General features: G+C 61.4%; 18 protein-coding genes. 10 read left to right on the forward strand and 8 right to left on the reverse strand.

Features of this window, described 5'->3' with window-relative positions; all coding sequences use genetic code 11:
* Nucleotides 1-26 precede the first annotated feature (26 nt).
* Complete coding sequence (locus tag JNB85_RS14800; protein WP_220335059.1) at nucleotides 27-926, forward strand: LysR family transcriptional regulator; 900 nt, start codon at nucleotides 27-29, stop codon at nucleotides 924-926.
* Nucleotides 927-1,008: 82 nt separating this feature from the next.
* Nucleotides 1,009-2,175 (forward strand): AI-2E family transporter, encoded by a 1,167-nt coding sequence (locus tag JNB85_RS14805; protein ID WP_220335061.1) that lies wholly within the window; start codon nucleotides 1,009-1,011, stop codon nucleotides 2,173-2,175.
* 104 nt (nucleotides 2,176-2,279) lie between these two features.
* Here the strand turns inward: JNB85_RS14805 and JNB85_RS14810 are convergent, their stop codons facing one another.
* Both JNB85_RS14810 and JNB85_RS14815 read right to left on the reverse strand, forming a co-directional pair.
* Nucleotides 2,280-3,062, reverse strand: coding sequence for a polysaccharide deacetylase family protein (locus JNB85_RS14810; protein ID WP_220335063.1), 783 nt, complete (start codon nucleotides 3,060-3,062; stop codon nucleotides 2,280-2,282).
* A 159-nt stretch (nucleotides 3,063-3,221) separates the two neighbouring features.
* Nucleotides 3,222-3,614 carry a DUF930 domain-containing protein gene (locus JNB85_RS14815; RefSeq protein ID WP_220335064.1) on the reverse strand — a complete coding sequence of 131 codons (393 nt, stop codon included), beginning with the start codon at nucleotides 3,612-3,614 and terminating at the stop codon, nucleotides 3,222-3,224.
* 223 nt (nucleotides 3,615-3,837) lie between these two features.
* Here JNB85_RS14815 and JNB85_RS14820 point away from each other — a divergent pair, with 223 nt between their 5' ends.
* Both JNB85_RS14820 and JNB85_RS14825 read left to right on the forward strand, forming a co-directional pair.
* Nucleotides 3,838-5,946 carry a S9 family peptidase gene (locus JNB85_RS14820; protein WP_220335066.1) on the forward strand — a complete coding sequence of 703 codons (2,109 nt, stop codon included), beginning with the start codon at nucleotides 3,838-3,840 and terminating at the stop codon, nucleotides 5,944-5,946.
* Between the two features lie 51 nt (nucleotides 5,947-5,997).
* Nucleotides 5,998-6,525, forward strand: coding sequence for a DUF1697 domain-containing protein (locus tag JNB85_RS14825; protein ID WP_220335068.1), 528 nt, complete (start codon nucleotides 5,998-6,000; stop codon nucleotides 6,523-6,525).
* Between the two features lie 51 nt (nucleotides 6,526-6,576).
* Here the strand turns inward: JNB85_RS14825 and JNB85_RS14830 are convergent, their stop codons facing one another.
* On the reverse strand, nucleotides 6,577-8,004 hold the full coding sequence (locus JNB85_RS14830; protein ID WP_220335069.1) for an MDR family MFS transporter: 1,428 nt from the start codon (nucleotides 8,002-8,004) through the stop codon (nucleotides 6,577-6,579).
* Nucleotides 8,005-8,262: 258 nt separating this feature from the next.
* On the opposite strand from JNB85_RS14830, the gene JNB85_RS14835 reads away from it, so the two are divergent.
* The 4 genes from JNB85_RS14835 to JNB85_RS14850 all read left to right on the forward strand — a co-directional run bounded on the left by JNB85_RS14835 (nucleotide 8,263) and on the right by JNB85_RS14850 (nucleotide 13,397).
* Nucleotides 8,263-9,765 carry a protein adenylyltransferase SelO gene (locus JNB85_RS14835; protein WP_220335490.1) on the forward strand — a complete coding sequence of 501 codons (1,503 nt, stop codon included), beginning with the start codon at nucleotides 8,263-8,265 and terminating at the stop codon, nucleotides 9,763-9,765.
* Nucleotides 9,766-9,808: 43 nt separating this feature from the next.
* Nucleotides 9,809-10,357: a glutathione peroxidase gene (locus tag JNB85_RS14840; RefSeq protein WP_275957763.1), complete on the forward strand. Its 549-nt coding sequence runs from the start codon at nucleotides 9,809-9,811 to the stop codon at nucleotides 10,355-10,357.
* A gap of 121 nt (nucleotides 10,358-10,478) precedes the next feature.
* Nucleotides 10,479-12,818 (forward strand): glucose/quinate/shikimate family membrane-bound PQQ-dependent dehydrogenase, encoded by a 2,340-nt coding sequence (locus JNB85_RS14845; RefSeq protein ID WP_220335072.1) that lies wholly within the window; start codon nucleotides 10,479-10,481, stop codon nucleotides 12,816-12,818.
* A 75-nt stretch (nucleotides 12,819-12,893) separates the two neighbouring features.
* Nucleotides 12,894-13,397: a hypothetical protein gene (locus JNB85_RS14850; protein WP_223216510.1), complete on the forward strand. Its 504-nt coding sequence runs from the start codon at nucleotides 12,894-12,896 to the stop codon at nucleotides 13,395-13,397.
* Nucleotides 13,398-13,516: 119 nt separating this feature from the next.
* Here JNB85_RS14850 and bla read toward each other — a convergent pair whose 3' ends face one another.
* The 3 genes from bla to dmeR form a co-directional block, all read right to left on the reverse strand.
* Complete coding sequence (bla, locus tag JNB85_RS14855; protein WP_220335074.1) at nucleotides 13,517-14,401, reverse strand: class A beta-lactamase; 885 nt, start codon at nucleotides 14,399-14,401, stop codon at nucleotides 13,517-13,519.
* Between the two features lie 72 nt (nucleotides 14,402-14,473).
* Nucleotides 14,474-15,427, reverse strand: coding sequence for a CDF family Co(II)/Ni(II) efflux transporter DmeF (gene dmeF / locus JNB85_RS14860; RefSeq protein ID WP_220335076.1), 954 nt, complete (start codon nucleotides 15,425-15,427; stop codon nucleotides 14,474-14,476).
* Between the two features lie 29 nt (nucleotides 15,428-15,456).
* Complete coding sequence (dmeR, locus tag JNB85_RS14865) at nucleotides 15,457-15,729, reverse strand: Ni(II)/Co(II)-sensing transcriptional repressor DmeR (RefSeq protein ID WP_220335078.1); 273 nt, start codon at nucleotides 15,727-15,729, stop codon at nucleotides 15,457-15,459.
* Between the two features lie 280 nt (nucleotides 15,730-16,009).
* Here dmeR and JNB85_RS14870 point away from each other — a divergent pair, with 280 nt between their 5' ends.
* Both JNB85_RS14870 and JNB85_RS14875 read left to right on the forward strand, forming a co-directional pair.
* Complete coding sequence (locus JNB85_RS14870) at nucleotides 16,010-16,504, forward strand: GNAT family N-acetyltransferase (RefSeq protein WP_220335080.1); 495 nt, start codon at nucleotides 16,010-16,012, stop codon at nucleotides 16,502-16,504.
* A gap of 40 nt (nucleotides 16,505-16,544) precedes the next feature.
* Entirely contained in the window at nucleotides 16,545-17,123 is a 579-nt protein-coding gene (locus tag JNB85_RS14875) for a type 1 glutamine amidotransferase family protein (RefSeq protein ID WP_220335082.1), read from the forward strand.
* 3 nt (nucleotides 17,124-17,126) lie between these two features.
* Here the strand turns inward: JNB85_RS14875 and JNB85_RS14880 are convergent, their stop codons facing one another.
* Together JNB85_RS14880 and JNB85_RS14885 are read right to left on the reverse strand one after the other, a co-directional pair.
* The gene (locus JNB85_RS14880; RefSeq protein ID WP_220335083.1) at nucleotides 17,127-17,417 is read right to left on the reverse strand and encodes a hypothetical protein; all 291 of its coding nucleotides are present in this window, start codon (nucleotides 17,415-17,417) and stop codon (nucleotides 17,127-17,129) included.
* Nucleotides 17,418-17,456: 39 nt separating this feature from the next.
* Nucleotides 17,457-18,371, reverse strand: a complete 915-nt coding sequence (locus JNB85_RS14885) for a cytochrome c (RefSeq protein ID WP_220335085.1) — start codon at nucleotides 18,369-18,371, stop codon at nucleotides 17,457-17,459.
* Nucleotides 18,372-18,435 lie beyond the last annotated feature (64 nt).

Raw genomic sequence — 18,435 nt, forward strand, 5'->3', positions numbered from 1 at the left:
ATGGCTTCTTTAGAAAATAGAACATAATGCGCGGCAGCGACTATGCGGAACTCAGGGCTTTTGCGGCAGTTGCCGAACAGGGAAATTTTGCCCGCGCGGCCGCGCGGCTCGGCATGTCGGCCTCCGCACTCAGCCAGACGATCCGCACACTCGAAGAACGGATGGGCATCCGGCTGCTCAACCGCACGACCCGCAGCGTCGCGCCGAGCGAGGCTGGCCAGCGCCTGCTTACCCGGCTCTTGCCGGCCCTTGCCGATCTCGACCGGGCGGTAGCGGACGTTGCGGCGCTGCGCGATAAGCCAGCCGGTCTCCTGCGCATCAACGCGCCTCGGGTCGCGATCGTGCACAGGCTGGCGCCGTTGATCGCCCCCTTCCACGCGGCCTATCCCGATATCGCCATCGACATTATCGTGGATGACAGACTTTCCGACATCGTCGCCGGCCGTTTCGATGCTGGCATCCGGCTGGGTGAGATGGTGGAAAAGGACATGGTAAGCGTGAAGCTCGGCGGCGAGATGCGGCTCGTCGTCATCGCCTCGCCCGACTACATCGCGCGCCACGGCGTGCCGGAAACGCCACGCGACCTGCGCGACCACTCTTGCGTCGTCTCCCGCTGGCCGACGGATGGCAGCCTCTATCACTGGGAATTCGAGCGTGGGGACGAAAAGCTCGAAGTGGCCGTCACAGGGCCGCTCAGCACCACCGACAACGATCTGATGCTGCGGGCCGTGCTCGATGGCGTGGGGATCGGCTATCTCTTCGATTATCACGTGGCGGACCATCTCGTCTCCGGCCGGCTGGTCAGCATGCTGGACGACTGGACACCCCCCTTTCCCGGCTTCCACCTCTATTATCCCAGCCGGCGCCAGATGCCGCCGCCGCTGCGTGCCTTCGTGGATTTCATCGGGCGGCAGCGAGCCGCCTAGAGGCCTTTAACCTCCCGGGGAACCGGCGGCACCCCCTGCGCGTTGATTGGCGAGGCAATGGGGCTTCGGGGACATATCGCACATGGGCATCGCCAACGGCATCCGGAAACAGGCAAACAATATCCGCCTCGGCGAGCGCCATACCAGCGCATGGGCACGAACGTTTCAGGAAGCTGCCGAGGAGCTTCCACAGGCACCGATGCGGCGTGTCGAGAAGGACGGGCTCGATGTCAGCATGGCGTGGGCCATCATCGGCATTTTCGGTATCCTTGGATTAGCGGCGGTCTATCTGATGTCGCTGATCCTGATCCCGATCACGCTCGCCGTGGTCGTCGGCATGATCCTCGGTATGGCGGCGGAGAAGCTCTCGAAGATGGGCGTTCCGCGGCTCGCGAATGCGGTGATCCTCTCAACCAGCGTCGCGCTCGTCATCGCTCTGCTGATCAATTCGCTTGCCGGACCGCTGGCCACGCTTGCCAATGAAGCGCCTGACTTCATCGGGCACACCGCCCAGCGCATCATGCCCTATCTGGAGCGGATCGAATGGCTGCACATCACGCCCGCGACCTTCCAGAGCGGGCCGATGTCCATCGATGCGCTGCTGGAAAACACCGGCAACGTGCTGCATGTCGTGACGACGAACCTGACGCCGGCGCTGGTGCAGGGACTGATCTTCTTTGCAGCGCTGCTGCTCTTTCTGGCAAGCCGCGTGAGCCTGCGCAAGACGATCATCATGACCTTTCGCACCCGTGCGCAGCGGCTTGCGGCCATCCGCGTCATCAACGCGGTAGAGCAGGCGCTCGGCTTCTATTTCGCCACTGCTTCGCTGATCTATGTGGCGCTCGGCTTCATGATGACCGTTATCGCCTATGCGGGTGGGCTATCCATGCCCATCCTTTGGGGTTTCTTCGCCTTTCTTTCGAGTTTCATTCCCTATCTCGGCATAACGATGATGACCCTTGCGGTAGCGATCGCCGGCGTTATTACCCATGATGCCATCATTATCGGCCTTATGCCGGCTGCAGCCTTCTTCACTGTCCACCTCGTGATGGAGAACCTGATCTTTCCCGCTGTCATGGGCAGGCGGCTGGAGATCAACCCATTCATCGTCTTCCTGGCGATCATCTTCTGGACGTGGATGTGGGGGGCAGTCGGCGCGATGCTGGCACTACCGCTCTCGCTCATCGTCATGACCATCATCGAGGAGCTGGTAATCGAGGAAAGACCGCAGCCGCAATTGCCGAAGTAAGGACAACGGCCGGGGACCGGAGACGAGTTGAGATAACCGCGCGGCATCCTTGTTTTCACCCGATTGCAAATGTGAAGCCGCTGCACGCTGTTGCTGGAGTTACCCTATTCGGTCGTCTTGTCGTCACCCGTATCGGCAACATCCTGCAGCCGGACGAATTCCGTACCCTTGGCCTTGAGATCGACAAGCGCCCTGGCGACGCCCGCACCGGCCGCGTGGGTCGGCTGGTTGATGTGGGAGATGACGACATCGCCGTCCTTGGCAGAGGAAATGCGCTTTTCGGTGATCGCAGCACCGAGCAGTGAACCGCCGTCGCCATTCACGGAATAGCCGGCGATACGGTAACCCATGGCGCGGATCTGGCCGATGGCCGAGAGGTCATACTTGGCGGTCGAGCCACGGAACCAGCGGGGCGCCGGAATGCCCGACGCGACCATCGCGGCAGCACCGCCTTCCACTTCCTGCCTGACGGCATCGGGCGAGCCGGCAGCTGCGATGCCATAGACCAGCACCGGCTTGTCGACGGCCGGGATATGCTTCTCGCCGTGATTTTCCAGTTCGAAGAGATCGGGATTCTGTAGGAAGACGGCAACCGCCTTCGGATTGCGCTTCAGCCAGCGCGCCGTGACGAAAATCGTCGCGGGAATGCGCTCATTCACCAGCGTCGAGAGAATGCGCTCGTCGGCCTCGCCCATGCAGGCATCGAAGGTAAGCGCGATGCGGGCATGGCCCGTGACGTTCGAGCGGGCGATGTGCAGATGCGGTTCCACAAGCTTCGGACCGGCGGCCATGAGCGGAGGGGCGAGCACGGCAGGTGGAACTTCCGCAGCAAGCACCGAAGAGGCAGCAGCAAGCAGCAGTGCAGATCCAAGAAGAGGTCGGTTCATGAAGAATCAGATCGGTTGATGTTTTAGCTGATGTTAAAGCAAAGACATGAGCCGATCTATGTGGCCTGATGCCGCCCGGCAAGGACGGCTCATGTCTCAATCTGCCCGCATCGCTATGCCTGGCACGGGAATGCGAAAGAGCGGGAAAAGATCGAGGGCTCAATCGTAGAGGTAATATTTGGTCCACTTATCCTTCGGTACCTTGTCACCGATCTTGTACTTCAGGTCGCGTACATTGATGTGCTGCGGACCGGTGATGCAGGTATAGGACAGGTGGTACCAGTCGCCCTTGCTGCGGAAGACGGCGCCGGGCGCTTCGAGGCGATCGTCACTCGGGATCGGGTCCTTGAACGTATAGGCGATGACCTTGTCCGGCCGGAAGCCGGTGCCGTCCTTGTTGATGCGGCTCATGGCTTCGGCATCGCAGCTTTGCTCGAGGCGGGTGGCAGGATCCAGCTTTTCGAGCTGCTTCTTGATGGCGGGGTCGACCGCAAGGGCAGACGAGGCGGCAAGGCTTGCGAGCGACATAAACAGGACCAGACGTTTCGGCATGATGGAGAAACCTTACTGTTATCTATTCGCGCCGCCGGCTGCCTGCCGGGGCCTGATGCGAGTGCAATTTTCGCGCGGGGCCAGCGGACATTCTCAAACAATGTGGTGACATCAAGGCGACGCGCCGGCCATCTGTCCCAAGAGGGTTCACCGGCCGACGCTTGATCATAACCTGCAGCACCTCTATCTCTTGCCCACCGATACCGCCCTTACGGAGCTTTCCTTGACCCCTTTCAAGAACCTGCCTACCCCGCCCGCCGCTGAAAAAAGACCCGTCTCCGACACGCGCCACGGCATCACGCGGACCGACGACTACGCCTGGCTGCGGGCCGACAACTGGCAAGCGATGTTCAAGGATCCTTCTATCCTCGATCCTGACATCCGCGCCCATCTGGAAGCCGAAAACGGCTACATGAATGCGGCCATGGAAGACACCAAGCCGCTGCAGAAGACGTTGTTTGCGGAGATGCGCGGCCGCATCAAGGAAGATGACAGTTCCGTACCGGTCAAGGATGGCGCCTATGCCTACGGCACCTCCTTCGTCACCGGCGGCGAGCAGCCCCGCTATTTCCGCATCCCGCGCGACGGCAGCGTGAGGGACGAGACGATCCGCACCATCCTGCTCGATGGCGACAAGGAGGCTGCGGGCAAGGCCTATTTCCGCCTCGCCGGCCTTGACCATTGCACCGACCACAGCCGCGGCATCTGGGGCTATGACGACAAGGGTTCCGAGTTCTTCACGCTGAGGGTTCGCGACCTCTCGACGGGGGCGGATCTGCCCGATCTCATCGAGAATACGGGCGGCGGCGGGGTCTGGGCGCCTGACGGCAAGAGCTTCTTCTATTCGGCGCTCGATGAGAACCACCGTCCGTCGAAAGTGTTCCACCATATTCTCGGCACGCCGCAGAGCGAGGACCGCCTTGTCTACGAGGAAGCGGATGCCGGCTTCTTCATGGGCGTCGGCGGTTCGCTGCTCGATGATTTCATTTACATCGACATCCACGACCACGAAACGAGCGAATATCGCCTGCTTTCGACCAAAGATCTGACAGCCGAGCCGACGCTGGTGGCCGCGCGCCAGGAAGGCATCGAATATTCGCTGACGGAAGGCGGCGATGTCTTCTACATCCTCACCAACGATAGTGGCGCCAAGGATTTCAAGATCATGGAAGCGCCGGTTGACAAGCCGGGCAAGGAGAACTGGCGCGAAGTGGTGCCGCACAAGCCGGGCACGCTCATCATCAGCCACATGGCCTATGCACGCCATCTGCTGTGGCTGGAGCGCAAGGACGGCCTGCCGCAGATCATGATCCGCGACCGCCGCACCGGCGAAGAGCATGCGATCGCCTTCGATGAGGAGGCCTATTCGCTCGGCCTTTCGGGCGCCGCCGAATATGACACCGACGTCATCCGCTTCTCCTATTCGTCGATGACGACGCCCTCGCAGCTTTACGATTACAATATGGTCACCCGCGAGCGCACGCTCCTGAAGACGCAGGAAGTCCCATCGGGCCACAATCCCGACGATTATGTCACCCGCCGCGTCTTCGCGCCGGCATGGGACGGCGAAAAGGTGCCGGTGACGTTGCTTTACCGCAAGGACACGCCGCTCGACGGTTCCGCACCCTGCCTGCTCTACGGCTATGGCGCCTATGGCATCACTATTCCGGCCGGCTTCAATACCAACTGCCTGTCGCTTGCCGATCGCGGCTTCGTCTATGCCATTGCCCACATCCGCGGCGGCAAGGACAAGGGCTTCGCCTGGTACGAAGACGGCAAGATGGACAAGAAGACCAACACGTTCAAGGACTTCATCGCCGCCGCTGACTATCTGAATCAGGAGAAGTTCACGTCCTACGCGAACATCATCGCCGAGGGCGGATCGGCCGGCGGCATGCTGATGGGTGCGGTCGCCAACATGGCGCCGGAGAAATTCGCCGGCTTGATCGCCGCCGTGCCCTTCGTCGACGTCTTGAACACGATGCTCGACGACACGCTGCCGCTCACCCCGCCGGAATGGCCGGAATGGGGCAACCCGATCGAAAGCAAGGAAGAATACGAGCAGATCGCCGCCTATTCGCCCTATGACAATGTCGGCGCCAAGTCCTATCCGCCGATCCTGGCGCTCGGTGGCCTGACCGACCCGCGCGTCACCTATTGGGAGCCGGCCAAATGGGTCGCCAAGCTGCGCGATAAGACAACCGGGCCCGCACCCATCCTGCTCAAGACCAATATGGATGCCGGCCACGGTGGCGCCTCGGGCCGCTTCCAGCGATTGGAAGAGATCGCATTCGAATATGCGTTTGCGGTCAAGGTAGCGGGCAAGATGTGAGGAGTAGATGTGGCGTGTTCTCTACACGCCACTCATTCAAGGGAGGGAGAAATGGCAGTCTATGTTGCGCTGCTGAGAGCCGTGAATGTCGGCGGCACAGGCTCCCTGCCGATGGCGGAGCTGAAGGCGATCTGCGAGGGGCTCGGCTTTGCCGATGTGAAGACCTATATCCAGAGCGGTAACGTGCTCTTTCACTCCGACGAGGCCGAAAAGGCGGTCGAGGAAAAGCTCGACGCGGCCCTCGGGAAGACGTTGGGCAAGCGGCCCGGCGTGATGGTGCGCAGCCGCAGGGAGCTCGACGCTATTATCGCCGATGCGCCCTTTCCCGAGGCCAAACCCAATTTTCTGCTGGTCTACTTCCTGCCGCAAGCGGCACCGAAGGATGCGCTGGACAAGATGGTCGCGCCCGATGGCGAGGAAGCGAAGCTCGCCGGGCGCGAAATTTATGTGCATTATCCCATCGGCTCCGGCCGCTCGAAGCTGAAGCTGCCGGCGCTGAAGGCGGGAACCTCCCGCAATCTCAACACCGTACGCAAGCTCGCCGGCATGGCGGCCGAGATGGAAGACGGCAAGCCTTAAAGCTGGCGTCGGCTCAACGAGCGGCGGCTCGATGACTGCAGGAGAGCATCCCTACTTGGCCTTGTAGCCGCTGATCTCTGCGCCTGCCGTCGGCGAGAAGCGCAGGTTCCAGATGGTGGCGCTGATCGAAATGAGTGCGACAACGACGAAGGCGGTGGAAAAATCGCCAAGCTCGGGCGTTTCGACGCCGTTGAAGGCCATCGAGGCATGCAGCGCCAGCGCGCCGATGCAGATACCGAGCGAGAGCATCAGCTGCTGGAAGGTGGTGTAGAAGCTCGTCGCCGAGCTCATGCGTTCCTGGCCGATCTCGTCATAGGCGATGGTATTGTAAGCCGTGAACTGGAACGACATGAAAAAGGCGCTGAGCACCAATGCGATGAAGATCAGCGGCATCGGCCAATCCGGCCGGAAGGCGGCGCAGAGGCCGTAGCCGATGGTGCCGAGAATACCATTGATAATCAGGCTCCTGCGGAAGCCGACACGGCGGAAGACGGCTTTGGCCAGAGGCTTCATGAACAGCGCGCCGAGCGCCGTGGAAATGACGATCTGACCCGCGGCGGCAGCCGACAGGCCGAAGCCGATCTGGAAGAGCAGCGGCAGCAGGAAGGGCTGCGCGCCCTGCGTGATGCGGGTCAGCGAACCGGCAATGACCGAAATGCCGAAGCTCGGCACTTTCATCAGTGAGAAATCCATGATCGGGGCCGGATGCTTGCGGGCATGGCGCAGATAAGCGATGCCGAAGAGCAGACCGATCGCGATGAGGAAGATCGAAAGCGAGACCTGCCCTTCATGGCTCGACAGTTCGAAGCCGAAGAGGAGGGAGCCGAGCGAGATGCCCGACAGGATGAAGCCGATCGTATCGAAAGGACCAGCGGCCTTGCCCTTCACTTCGTCGATATAGATCGAGACGAAGATCATGCCGATGATGCCGATCGGCACGTTGATGTAGAAAATCCAGCGCCAGTCGAGGTAGGTGACGATGAAGCCGCCGAGTGGCGGGCCAACGATCGGGCCGATCAGCGCCGGTACCAAAAGCCAGGACATGGCGCTCACCATATCTTTGCGATCGACGCTGCGCATCAGCACGAGACGGCCGACAGGCATCATCATGGCGCCGCCGATGCCCTGCAGAAGGCGCGCAAGCACCAGGAACGGCAAGCTCGGCGCGAAGGCGCAGAGGATGGAGCCGACCACGAAAACGGCGATCGCCGAACGGAAGACGGTGCGCGAGCCGAAACTATCCGCCACGCGGCCACTGGCGGGGATGAAGATCGCCAGGCTGAGCAGGTAGGAGGTCAGCGCAATCGACATGGCCGGGGCGTCCACACCGAAATCGCGCGCCATCGTCGGCAGCGCGGTCGCCAGCACCGTTGCGTCGACATTTTCCATGAGCATGGCGCTCGCGACAATCATCGCGATCACCCGGAAATTGGGTGCTGCACGCCGAGCCAACGGCGCATGATAAATCTGATCCGACATCGTCAGGGATCACTCGCAGTGGCGCAGCGGAGCACACGGGGCGACAGGGCCGCGGGGGATGACATGGCAAAAATGCCAAGGGGAGATGGTTTGCTATACGCCTGCAATCATGGCGACGCTATTTCTTTTACGGCAAATCTGCTTTGACGAAAGGGAAAGGCAGATCACTATTCCTTGCACTTTTTGTCTTTCGTGAAGGGAACGGTTTGGAGCCGAGATCGGCTTGCGCAATTGCACCTGCGGCCCTACCTATTGGCCATGACCTCCGCCTTGCAGAAAAACCGGCCGGACACGGCCTTCGGCTTCGACAATAGCTACTTGCGGCTGCCGCAGAACTTCTTCGCATTACAGGCGCCGACGCAGGTGGCCGAGCCGTGGCTCATCAAGCTCAACGTGCCGCTGGCCGAAGAATTGGGACTTAATGTCGAGATTCTGAAGCGCGACGGCGCTGCGATCTTTTCCGGCAACCTCATCCCCGAAGGTGCCGAGCCGCTCGCTATGGCTTATTCCGGCCACCAGTTCGGCCATTTCGTGCCGCTGCTCGGCGACGGGCGCGCGATCCTGCTCGGGGAGGTGATCGACCGCAACGGGCAGCGCCGCGATATCCAGCTCAAGGGTGCAGGGCAGACGCCCTTTTCCCGTCGGGGGGACGGGCGGGCAGCGCTTGGCCCAGTCTTGCGCGAATATATCATCAGCGAGGCGATGTTTGCACTCGGCATTCCGGCGACGCGAGCACTTGCAGCCGTACTGACCGGTGAAGGCGTTCGGCGTGAGAATGTCTTGCCGGGCGCCGTCTTCACGCGCGTTGCTGCAAGCCATATCCGCGTCGGCACCTTCCAGTATCTTGCCGCTGGTGGTGACGAGGATGGCATCAAGGCGCTTGCCGACTATGTGATCGAACGGCATTATCCCGAGTTGCTGGCGGCAGAGAATCCTTATCTTGCGCTCTACGAGGCTGTCTGCAACCGGCAGGCCGCGCTGATCGCCCGCTGGCTTCAGGTCGGCTTCATCCACGGGGTAATGAATACTGACAATATGACGATCTCGGGCGAGACGATCGATTTCGGTCCCTGTGCCTTCATGGACGCCTATGATCCGATGACGGTCTTCTCCTCCATCGACCAGCATGGGCGCTACGCCTATGCCAACCAGCCGGGTATCGGGCAATGGAACCTGGCGCGGCTCGGCGAAGCGCTGCTGCCGCTGATCGATGTTGACAGAGACAAGGCAATCGAGCACGCCAATGCCATCATCAAGGCCTATGGCGAGCGGTTTCACGCCCAATGGCTGCAGGGTATGCGCGGCAAGATCGGCCTGGATTCAGCCGAGGACGGCGACCTTGAAGTCATTCAGTCGCTGCTGGCGCTGATGCAGGCACAGGGCGCGGACTTTACGCTGACATTCCGGCGGCTTTCGGCGCTTGCAGGCGATCCGGGGGCAGAGAGCGTCTTCGCAGCGACCTTCCGCGAACCTGCTGCCACTGCGGAATGGCTGCTACAATGGCGCGAGCGACTATCACGCGATCCGCAGGTGCCCGCGGATCGGGCCGCTGCTATGAAACGGGCCAACCCGGCCTTCATTCCGCGCAACCACCGTGTCGAGCAGGCAATCGAGGCTGCCGTTCAGGATGGCGATTTCTCGTTGTTCGAGGCGCTGCTGACGGTTCTTTCGCATCCCTATGATGAGCAGCCGGCATTTGCGGCCTATATGGAGCCGCCGAAGCCCGAAGAGCGGGTGCTTCAGACCTTCTGCGGAACCTGATTTCAGTGAATTCGATAACAACTGGCCATACTAACTGGAGATAATGATGACCGACCTTCTCGATATCCCGGTCAAGACCATTCAGGGGCGCGAGACGACGCTCAACGAATATCGCGGCCAGGTGCTGCTCATCGTCAACGTCGCATCCAAATGCGGGTTGACCGTGCAGTATGAAGGGCTTGAAAAGCTCTATGCGGACAAGCGCGAACGCGGCTTCGTCATCGCCGGCTTCCCGGCCAATGACTTCAAAGGCCAGGAGCCAGGCACAGATGCGGAAATTCTGGATTTCTGCACCAGCACCTTTGGCGTCGATTTCCCGATATACTCCAAGATTTCCGTCAAAGGGCCGGACAAACATCCGCTCTATAAGAACTTGACCAGCGCAGACGTAGAAACGACCGGCGAAGGACCGATGCGCGAACGGCTGAAGAGCGCCGGCCTTGCCTCCGACGACAAGGAGATCCTCTGGAACTTCGAGAAATTCCTCGTCGGCCGCAACGGCAAGGTCGTTGCCCGTTTCGCCCCCGACGTGACGGCTGACGATAGTCGTCTCGTCTCGGCGATCGACCGCGAGCTTGCAAAAGCGAATTAGTGCGACAGTTTCAACCGCCGCGAATTGCGGCGGTTGAAAGGCAGCCCTTCCGCTCTACCTGCCTGATCGGCGTATGTTTTTCGCCATCCTCCGATCCGGCTAACCAGCGGGAGACTGCCGTATGGCAATCGTCATTACCTCCATCCTTTTCATCATTTTCGGACTGGCGCTCGGCGCCGGCGGGCTCTGGCTCGTCACGCTCGGCGGCAGCGTTTTCTATCTCTTTGCGGGACTGATGTTCCTGCTGACGGCAGGCCTGCTTCTCATGCGCAAATCGGTGGCGCTCTGGGTCTATGCCGTGCTTGTGGTCGTTGCACTCGCCTGGGCGATCTGGGAGGTCGGGTTCGACTGGTGGCAGCTCGGCCCGCGCGGCGGCCTCATCATTCTCTTCGGGCTCTGGCTGCTGACACCCTGGATCCGCCGGCCACTCGGCTTCCGCAGCCCGACCGGTACCTACTACGGCGCCAATCCCTGGCCGCTCGCCATTCCTGTTATCGCCGCCATCATCGTCGCCCTCTATTCTATGACGACGGATCCGCATGACCTCGCGGACGACTTGCCGACGCAGGCGGTTACCGCCACGCCGGCCTTCGGCGGCAATGTGCCTGATGGCGAATGGCACCAATATGGCCGCACGCCCTACGGCCAGCGCTATTCGCCGCTCGACCAGATTACCGTTCAGAATGTCTCCTCCCTTAAGGAGGCCTGGCGCTACCAGACCGGCGACGTGAAACGGCCCGACGACGTCGGCGAGACGACCTATCAGGTGACGCCGCTGAAGGTCGGCAACACGCTCTATCTCTGCACGCCGCACAATTGGGCGATCGCGCTCGATGCCAAGACCGGCCAGCAGAAATGGAAATATGACGCCAATTCCGGCATGAACCCGGACCGGCAGCACCAGACCTGCCGGGGTGTGACCTATTACAGCGATGAGGCGACGCCTGCCGGCCAGCCCTGCAAGGAGCGCGTCTACCTGCCGACTTCGGATGCGCGGCTGATCGCGCTCGATGCCACCAACGGGCAGGTCTGCACGGGCTTTGCGGAACAGGGCGTGCTGCAGTTACAGGCCGGCATGCAGTACAATCCGGCCGGTTATTATTACTCCACCTCACCGCCGGTCGCCGTCGCTGGAAAGATCATCATCGGCGGGGCAGTGAACGACAACTATTCGACGAAAGAACAGTCCGGCGTCATCCGAGCCTATGACATCAACAGCGGCGCGCTGATCTGGAACTGGGATTCCGGCAATCCGGACCAGACGACGCCATTGCCGGAGGGACAGCATTACACGACGAATTCGCCGAACAGCTGGTCGGTCTTCAGCGTCGACGACCAGCTCGGCATGGTCTATATCCCGCTCGGCAATCAGGTCCCGGACCAGCTCGGCATGAACCGCAGCGAGAATGTCGAGAAGTTCTCCTCCTCCGTCGTGGCGCTCGACATCAATACGGGCCAGCTGCGCTGGGTGCAGCAGTTCGTCCACCACGATCTCTGGGACATGGACGTGCCGGCCCAGCCGGTGCTGCTCGATCTGACGAAACAGGATGGAACGACAGTACCGGCTCTGGTGGCATCCACTAAGCAGGGCGATATCTACGTGCTCGACCGGCGTACCGGCCAGCCGATCATTCCCTTCAAGGAAATCCCGGCACCTGGCGGAGCGATCCCGGAGGATCACACGGCGCCGACGCAGCCAATCTCCGATCTCACCTTCTCGCCAGAGCCCCTGCAGGAAAAGGATATGTGGGGCGTTTCGCTGTTCGACCAGCTTGTCTGCCGCATCGATTTCCACCGCTACAAGTACGAGGGCCGCTATACGCCGCCCTCGCTGCAGGGAACGATTGTCTATCCCGGCAATTTCGGCACCTTCAACTGGGGCTCGGTCGCGATCGATCCGGAGCGGCAGGTGATGTTCGGCATGCCGACCTACCTCGCCTTTACCTCGCGCCTCGTGCCGGCAGCCGATATTCCGCCTCGCGGGCAGGATGAGAAAGGCAGCGAACAGGGCCTCAACCGCAACGACGGCGCCCCCTACGGCGTGTTCATGGGTCCCTTCCTCGGGCCGCTGCAGATTCCCTGCCAGGCGCCGCCGTGGGGCTATGTCGCCGGCGTCGACCTGCGTAGCGGCCGTATCGCTTACATGCACAAGAATGGCACGGTGCACGACATGACGCCGCTGCCCCTCCCCTTCAAAGTGGGCGTGCCCGGCATTGGTGGGCCGATGGTAACCAAGGGCGGCGTCGCGTTCCTCGGTGCAGCCGTCGACAACTACCTGCGCGCCTATGACGTGACGAACGGACGGCAATTGTGGGAAGCCCGGCTTCCGGCCGGCGGACAGGCGACGCCGATGACCTATACGACGGATGACAACAAGCAGTATGTCGTCATGGTCGCCGGCGGGCATGGGTCTGTTGGCACCAAGCCCGGCGACTATGTCATCGCCTACACGCTGCCGTAGTACGGCAGCGGAGAGACACAAGCTCCGGGCAGGTTTGCCCGATCATGCTGCTGCCGTTTTTCAGGGGGATTTTTCATGGAAATCGGTAGCAGCCTTTCAATTTATTCCGGCCTTGGTGCGCTTTTCGAGCAGGGCAAATCCAAGAATAAGCAAGCCGACGAATTCGGCGGCAGCACGCGCAACCAATCCGGCGCCGGCCTGCAGCCGAGCACGACACCGCCGTCGATCGCCAATACGATGTGGGCAGTGCAGGCGGGCAACGAGACCTATATCAATCCGCCCTCCGGTGAGGAGGCGACGATCAAGGAGGCAAATAAACGCGCGGCGGATGAATTCAGCAAGTGGAGCAGCATGACGCCCGAAGAATTCATCCGTGCGCGTTATCTGGCGGCACACAATCTCACCGAGGACGACCTCAATGCGATGTCCGCGGACGAGCGCGCCGCAATCGAGAAAGAAATTGCCGAACAGATCAAGCGCGAACTCGCCGGTATCGAGGATGGCGGAGACGGCAACAAGAAACCCGCCGCTGCGCAATCGACGAGTACGCAGGCCGCCGGCGAAAATACAGGCGCCTGAGTTGCAACACCAATTCAAAAGCCGCGGACGGCGGCGCTGCGCCGCGGCTTCATTGATCGCTGTCCAATTTACATCGATCCGACGGGCAGGGAGAGACCCTGGAAGATCAGGCCACTTCCCTACACCATCTCCGCGATCATCCTGCCCACTTCAGCGAAAACCGGGTTGAACTCATTCATCTTCGCAGTCGTTTCCGCGATATAGACGGCGGCGACGATCGGGCCACGGTTGGGAGGCCAAATGATAGCGATATCGCCGGCCGCACCGTTATCGCCCGTTCCGGTCTTGTCGCCGATCTTCCAATCAGACGGCAACCCTGCGCGCAGGCGCGCGCCGCCGGTCGTATTGGCCACCATCCAATCGACCAGCTGACTTGCGGAGGTTTCCGAGAGAACCGAGCCGAGGGCAATATTGCCGAGCGTATCGAGCATGGCATCCGGTGTCGTGGTGTCGCGCGGATCGCCCTTTGCCGCCTCGTTCAGCGTCGTTTCCGTGCGGTCGAGCCTCGTCGTGCCGTCGCCGATGGAGCGCAGCCAGTCGGTGAGTGCAGCCGGGCCGCCAAAGCTTTCCAGCATCAGGTTGCCGGCCGTGTTGTCGCTCAGCGTAATAGCGGCCTTGCAGATCTCGGCCATCGTCATGCCGTCGCCGCCGGCATGCTTTTCGGTCTCGGGCGAATAAGTGACGAGCTTATCCTTGCCGTAGATGACGCGCCGGTCGAGCTTTTCATCACCCTTATCGACACGGGCAAGAACGAGGCCTGCGGCCAGAACTTTGAAGGTGCTGCACATGGCGAAGGGCTCGCTGCCGCGATAGCCGAATGAAACATTCGTGTCGCTGTCGAGAACGGAAACCCCGAGGCGCCCGCCAATGCGCGCTTCAAGCGCTGCAAGCCGCTTGTCGATATCGTCGTTCTGCTGCTCGGCGCGCACGCAAGGCCCAAAGCCCAGCGCAGGCAGCAGCAAGGCGGAGCCCATGAAACTGCGGCGGGTGAGGCTGTGATTCATGAAGACCTCCAGGGAATCAAGGATCACAGGCGTAAGGCTCGATTGCGGCGGCATCTCGGCTTTTGGGCGCGATCAGGCAGCGCGCGTAACCTCCACCGTCACATGCGACAACTCGTCTAGGCTCGCCAGCCTCTCCTTGTAGAAGGCTGTATCGCGCGGCTGCGGCGTCAGCACCGCGACAATCGCGGCATGGTGGCCGGGACCGACCTGCCAGACATGAAGATCGGTGATGCGGTCGCCATCGCCTTCGATCGCGTCCCGAATCTCGTCCGGCAGTGTTTCCCCTTCCGAGAGCACATCGAGCAGCACGGAGCCCGAAGATTTCATCAGTCCCCAGGACCATTGCGCGATGATCAGAGCGCCGACAATGCCCATCAGCGGATCAAGCCAGAGCCAGCCATAGAGGCTCCCGAAGGTGAGCGCGGCGATGGCAAGCACCGAGGTCAGCGCGTCGGCGATGACGTGCATATAGGCAGAGCGAATATTATTGTCGGCATGACCATGGTGATTATGATTATGATTATGATTATGATGATGATCGTGATGGTGATCATGCCCGTGACCGTGGTGGTGATGATCGTAGCCGCCACCACTGAGGAGCCAGGCACTGACGAGGTTGACGGCAAGGCCAATAACGGCGACGGCAATCGCCTGGCTGAAGGTGATCGGCACCAGCGACGTGATGCGCAGGAAGCTTTCCCACCCCATCAGCAGGGCGATCATCGCCAGAATGATGGCACTCGCAAAACCGGCGAGATCGCCGAGTTTGCCGGTGCCGAACGTGAAGCGCGGATTGCGGGCCTGCTTGCGGGCGAAGAGATAGGCGAGCGCAGAAATGAGCAACGCGCTGGCATGGGTGGACATGTGCCAGCCGTCGGCGACCAGCGCCATCGAGCCATAGATCGTGCCGGCGGTAATTTCGGCCACCATCATGACAGCCGTCAGCGCGATCACAAGCCAGATGCGGCGTTCGTCCCGCCCCAGGAAGACATGATCATGTCCGTGGGTATTCGTTCCTGATATCATCGCCATCTCCTTATCGATATCGATCCGGCTCAGCGGATATAGGTGCGCAATACTTCCGATATTTCCTCGACCGCTTCCGCCCTCGCCTTCTCGTCGACGGCCTGCAGCACATGTTCGTGCAGATGGTCGTCCAGCACTTCGCCGGTCAGCCCTGTCAGTGCGCCGCGCACGGAGGCGAGAAGCTGGAGGATTTCGCCACATGGACGCTCAGCTTCCAGCGCGCGCTCGACGGCCTCGAGCTGACCTCGGAGGCGGCTGACACGGGCGATGAGCTTCTTCTTCTGGTGGGTCGTATGGGACATGATCATCTCCGATAGGATAGTGGGGTACCCTATTCTACATTCCATAAAAAGCAATCCGGCAATGGTCAGTCCGCGCCCATCTGCCGCCCATTGACAAACGACCGGTTTAGGAGGATTGATCTCCGCATGATCGAGAACGCGCACCATAGCCGCTCGTATTTTTGGCTGTACCTGTAAAGGGCGGCCGAGACAGATCATAATGTCAACAAGCCGCCGTCAGGCGGCTTTGTTGTATCGGCAGCGTCCTGGCGGCATAAACTTCGAAAAGGACGCGAAGACCATGCTTGAAATCGAAGACAGCGAAATATCACTCATGCGACCGCCGGTCGTGACGATCCGCGCCGCAAAACCGCGCGACATTTCCGAACTCCACGAAATGATCGGCCTGCTTGCCGCCCATCATGGCGACATATCGGTCTCGACCCAGGAACAGCTCGAGCGCGATCTCTTCGGCACCACGCCCTGGATTTCTGCCATTGTGGCCGAAGGCAGCGAGGGGCTGATCGGCTACGCCATCCTCGTCCCGCTCTACAGAGCGCAGGAGGGCAAGCGCGGCATGGACCTGCATCATCTTTTCGTGCGCGACGGCCATCGCGGCCATGGCACGGGCCAGCTTCTCGTCGACCGCGCCCGCGAAACGGCGCGCATTGTGGGCTGCGATTACCTCTCCGTCAGCGCCGCAACCGGTAATCTCAAGGCGCACCGCTTCTACGAACAGATGGACTTCACCCCTCGCCCGGTCACCGGCATGCGCTATATGCAGGCTCTGTCGTGAGTGGCTCCAGCCGCTCGGCCATCCTGCAAGGGAGGAAAGCATGACTCGACTGGCGGTGGTTCTGACCGAAGGCTTCGCGGACTGGGAAGTGGGGCAGCTTGCTGCCTCCGCCCGCACTCACTTCGGCTTCGATGTGGTGACGGCAAGTCCCGGAGGCGCAGAAATCCGCTCCATGGGCGGGATGCGGGTGGCGGCAGATACAGTAGCCGAAAACCTGCATGGAGACGCTTTCGATGCGCTTGTTATCTGCGGGGGCACAATCTGGGAGACAGAAAAGGCACCCGACCTTTCGTCCGTCATCAACGATTTCATTGCGCGCGGCAAGGTCACTGCTGCGATCTGCGGCGGGACGCTGGCACTGGCACGTGCCGGTGCACTGAACAATATTCCGCATACCAGCAACGCGCCCGACTTCATTGCCAGTGCTGAGGGCTATCGCGGCCAAGCGCATTATCGCGACGGTCCGCAGGCCGTAAGATCGGGCATGATCGTGACTGCGCCCGGTTCGGCGCCGATTACTTTTACGGCTGAGATTTACCGGGCGCTCGGCTTCGGCAGCGAAGAACTCGACACCTATGTGCAGATCCTCGGCGCGGAACATCAGCCGAAGGCGGCTTGAGCGTCACCGAGCACGCCGATCATTTGGATGAGCCTCCTTCGGCAGGTTGTCAGTGGGCGCCACCTCATGCACCGGGCGGGTCGCCCATTGGTGAAGCGCGCTCTTCGCGAACAGAAAGGCCGCAGCCCTTGCCTGCGCAAGATCGACGGGATCATCGAGACGGCCCGCAGTCTTTGCCTCCATGACGGCAAGCGTATCGGTGAACCACCGCGCGAGAACCGCGTTGCGCGCAGCGAGGCGCTCCCGCATGTGGGCGATGGCGGCGCCTGTTTCCTCGAGCGACGGATGCTTCATTGTGCCAGTGTGGCCTGCGGCGCTTGCCCCAAGCAGACGCTACTTATTCGGCACTGCCTTCAAATAGGCTGAGATCGCTTCGATGTCGGACTGCGGCAGATGGGCGATGTTTTGCTGCACGTCCACCATCTGGCCGCCCGCGGAGTCGAAATCGGGGGTGAAGCCGGTCTGCAGATAGTTGGTGATATCGGCCTCGCTCCAGGAACTGATGCTCTTCGAGCCGGGTGTGATGTTTGGTATACGGCCCTTGCCTTCCGGGTTTGCGGCGCCGGCAAGCCACTGGTCGCGAACGAACCCCCCGAGGGAATCGCGCGGGGTGTGGCATTCGCCGCAATGGCCAAGACTTTCGGCCAGATACTGGCCGCGCTTCACCTTGTCATCAGCGTTGGCGAGTACGACGCGCGGCTGGTCGTTGAAATAGAGAAGCTTCCAGCCGCCGAGCGCCAGGCGGATGTTGAAGGGAAACGGCAATTCGTGCGGCGGGGTGACATTGCTGCTCTTCGGCAGCGTTTTCAAATAGGCGAAAAGGTCGTTGACATCCTCGTCGCTCATGCGCGCGTAGGAGCCGTAGGGGAAGGACGGATAGAGATGCTGGCCGTCAGGGCCGACGCCGCGCTTCATGGCGTTGCCGAACTGAGCGAGCGACCAGCGGCCGATGCCGGCCTGTTCATCCGGAGAAATATTCGGGACATGGAAGGTGCCGAAGGGGCTCTTCAGTGCGAGGCCACCGGCAAGCGTCAGCTTCGCATCGCCTTGCGCGCCGGGGGCGGCATGACAGCTGACGCAGCCGCCGGCCCAGAAAACCCTTTCGCCATTCGCAACGTCAGGAGCGCCGAGACTGGCCCATCGGCTTTCCGGCAACGAATCGGGTGCGGTGACGAAATAGAAGGCCGCGCCGCCGATGACGACAACGCCAATGAGACAGAGCACCAAGCGGATGAACCTGCGGACCATGCGCGGCCTCTCCTTACTACCGACATTAAGGGCATTCCCGATCCGCCGGCCAGCAGCGCTCGGG

Origin of the sequence: Rhizobium mesosinicum, from assembly GCF_019511345.1 — a bacterium.
Lineage (GTDB): Bacteria > Pseudomonadota > Alphaproteobacteria > Rhizobiales > Rhizobiaceae > Rhizobium > Rhizobium mesosinicum.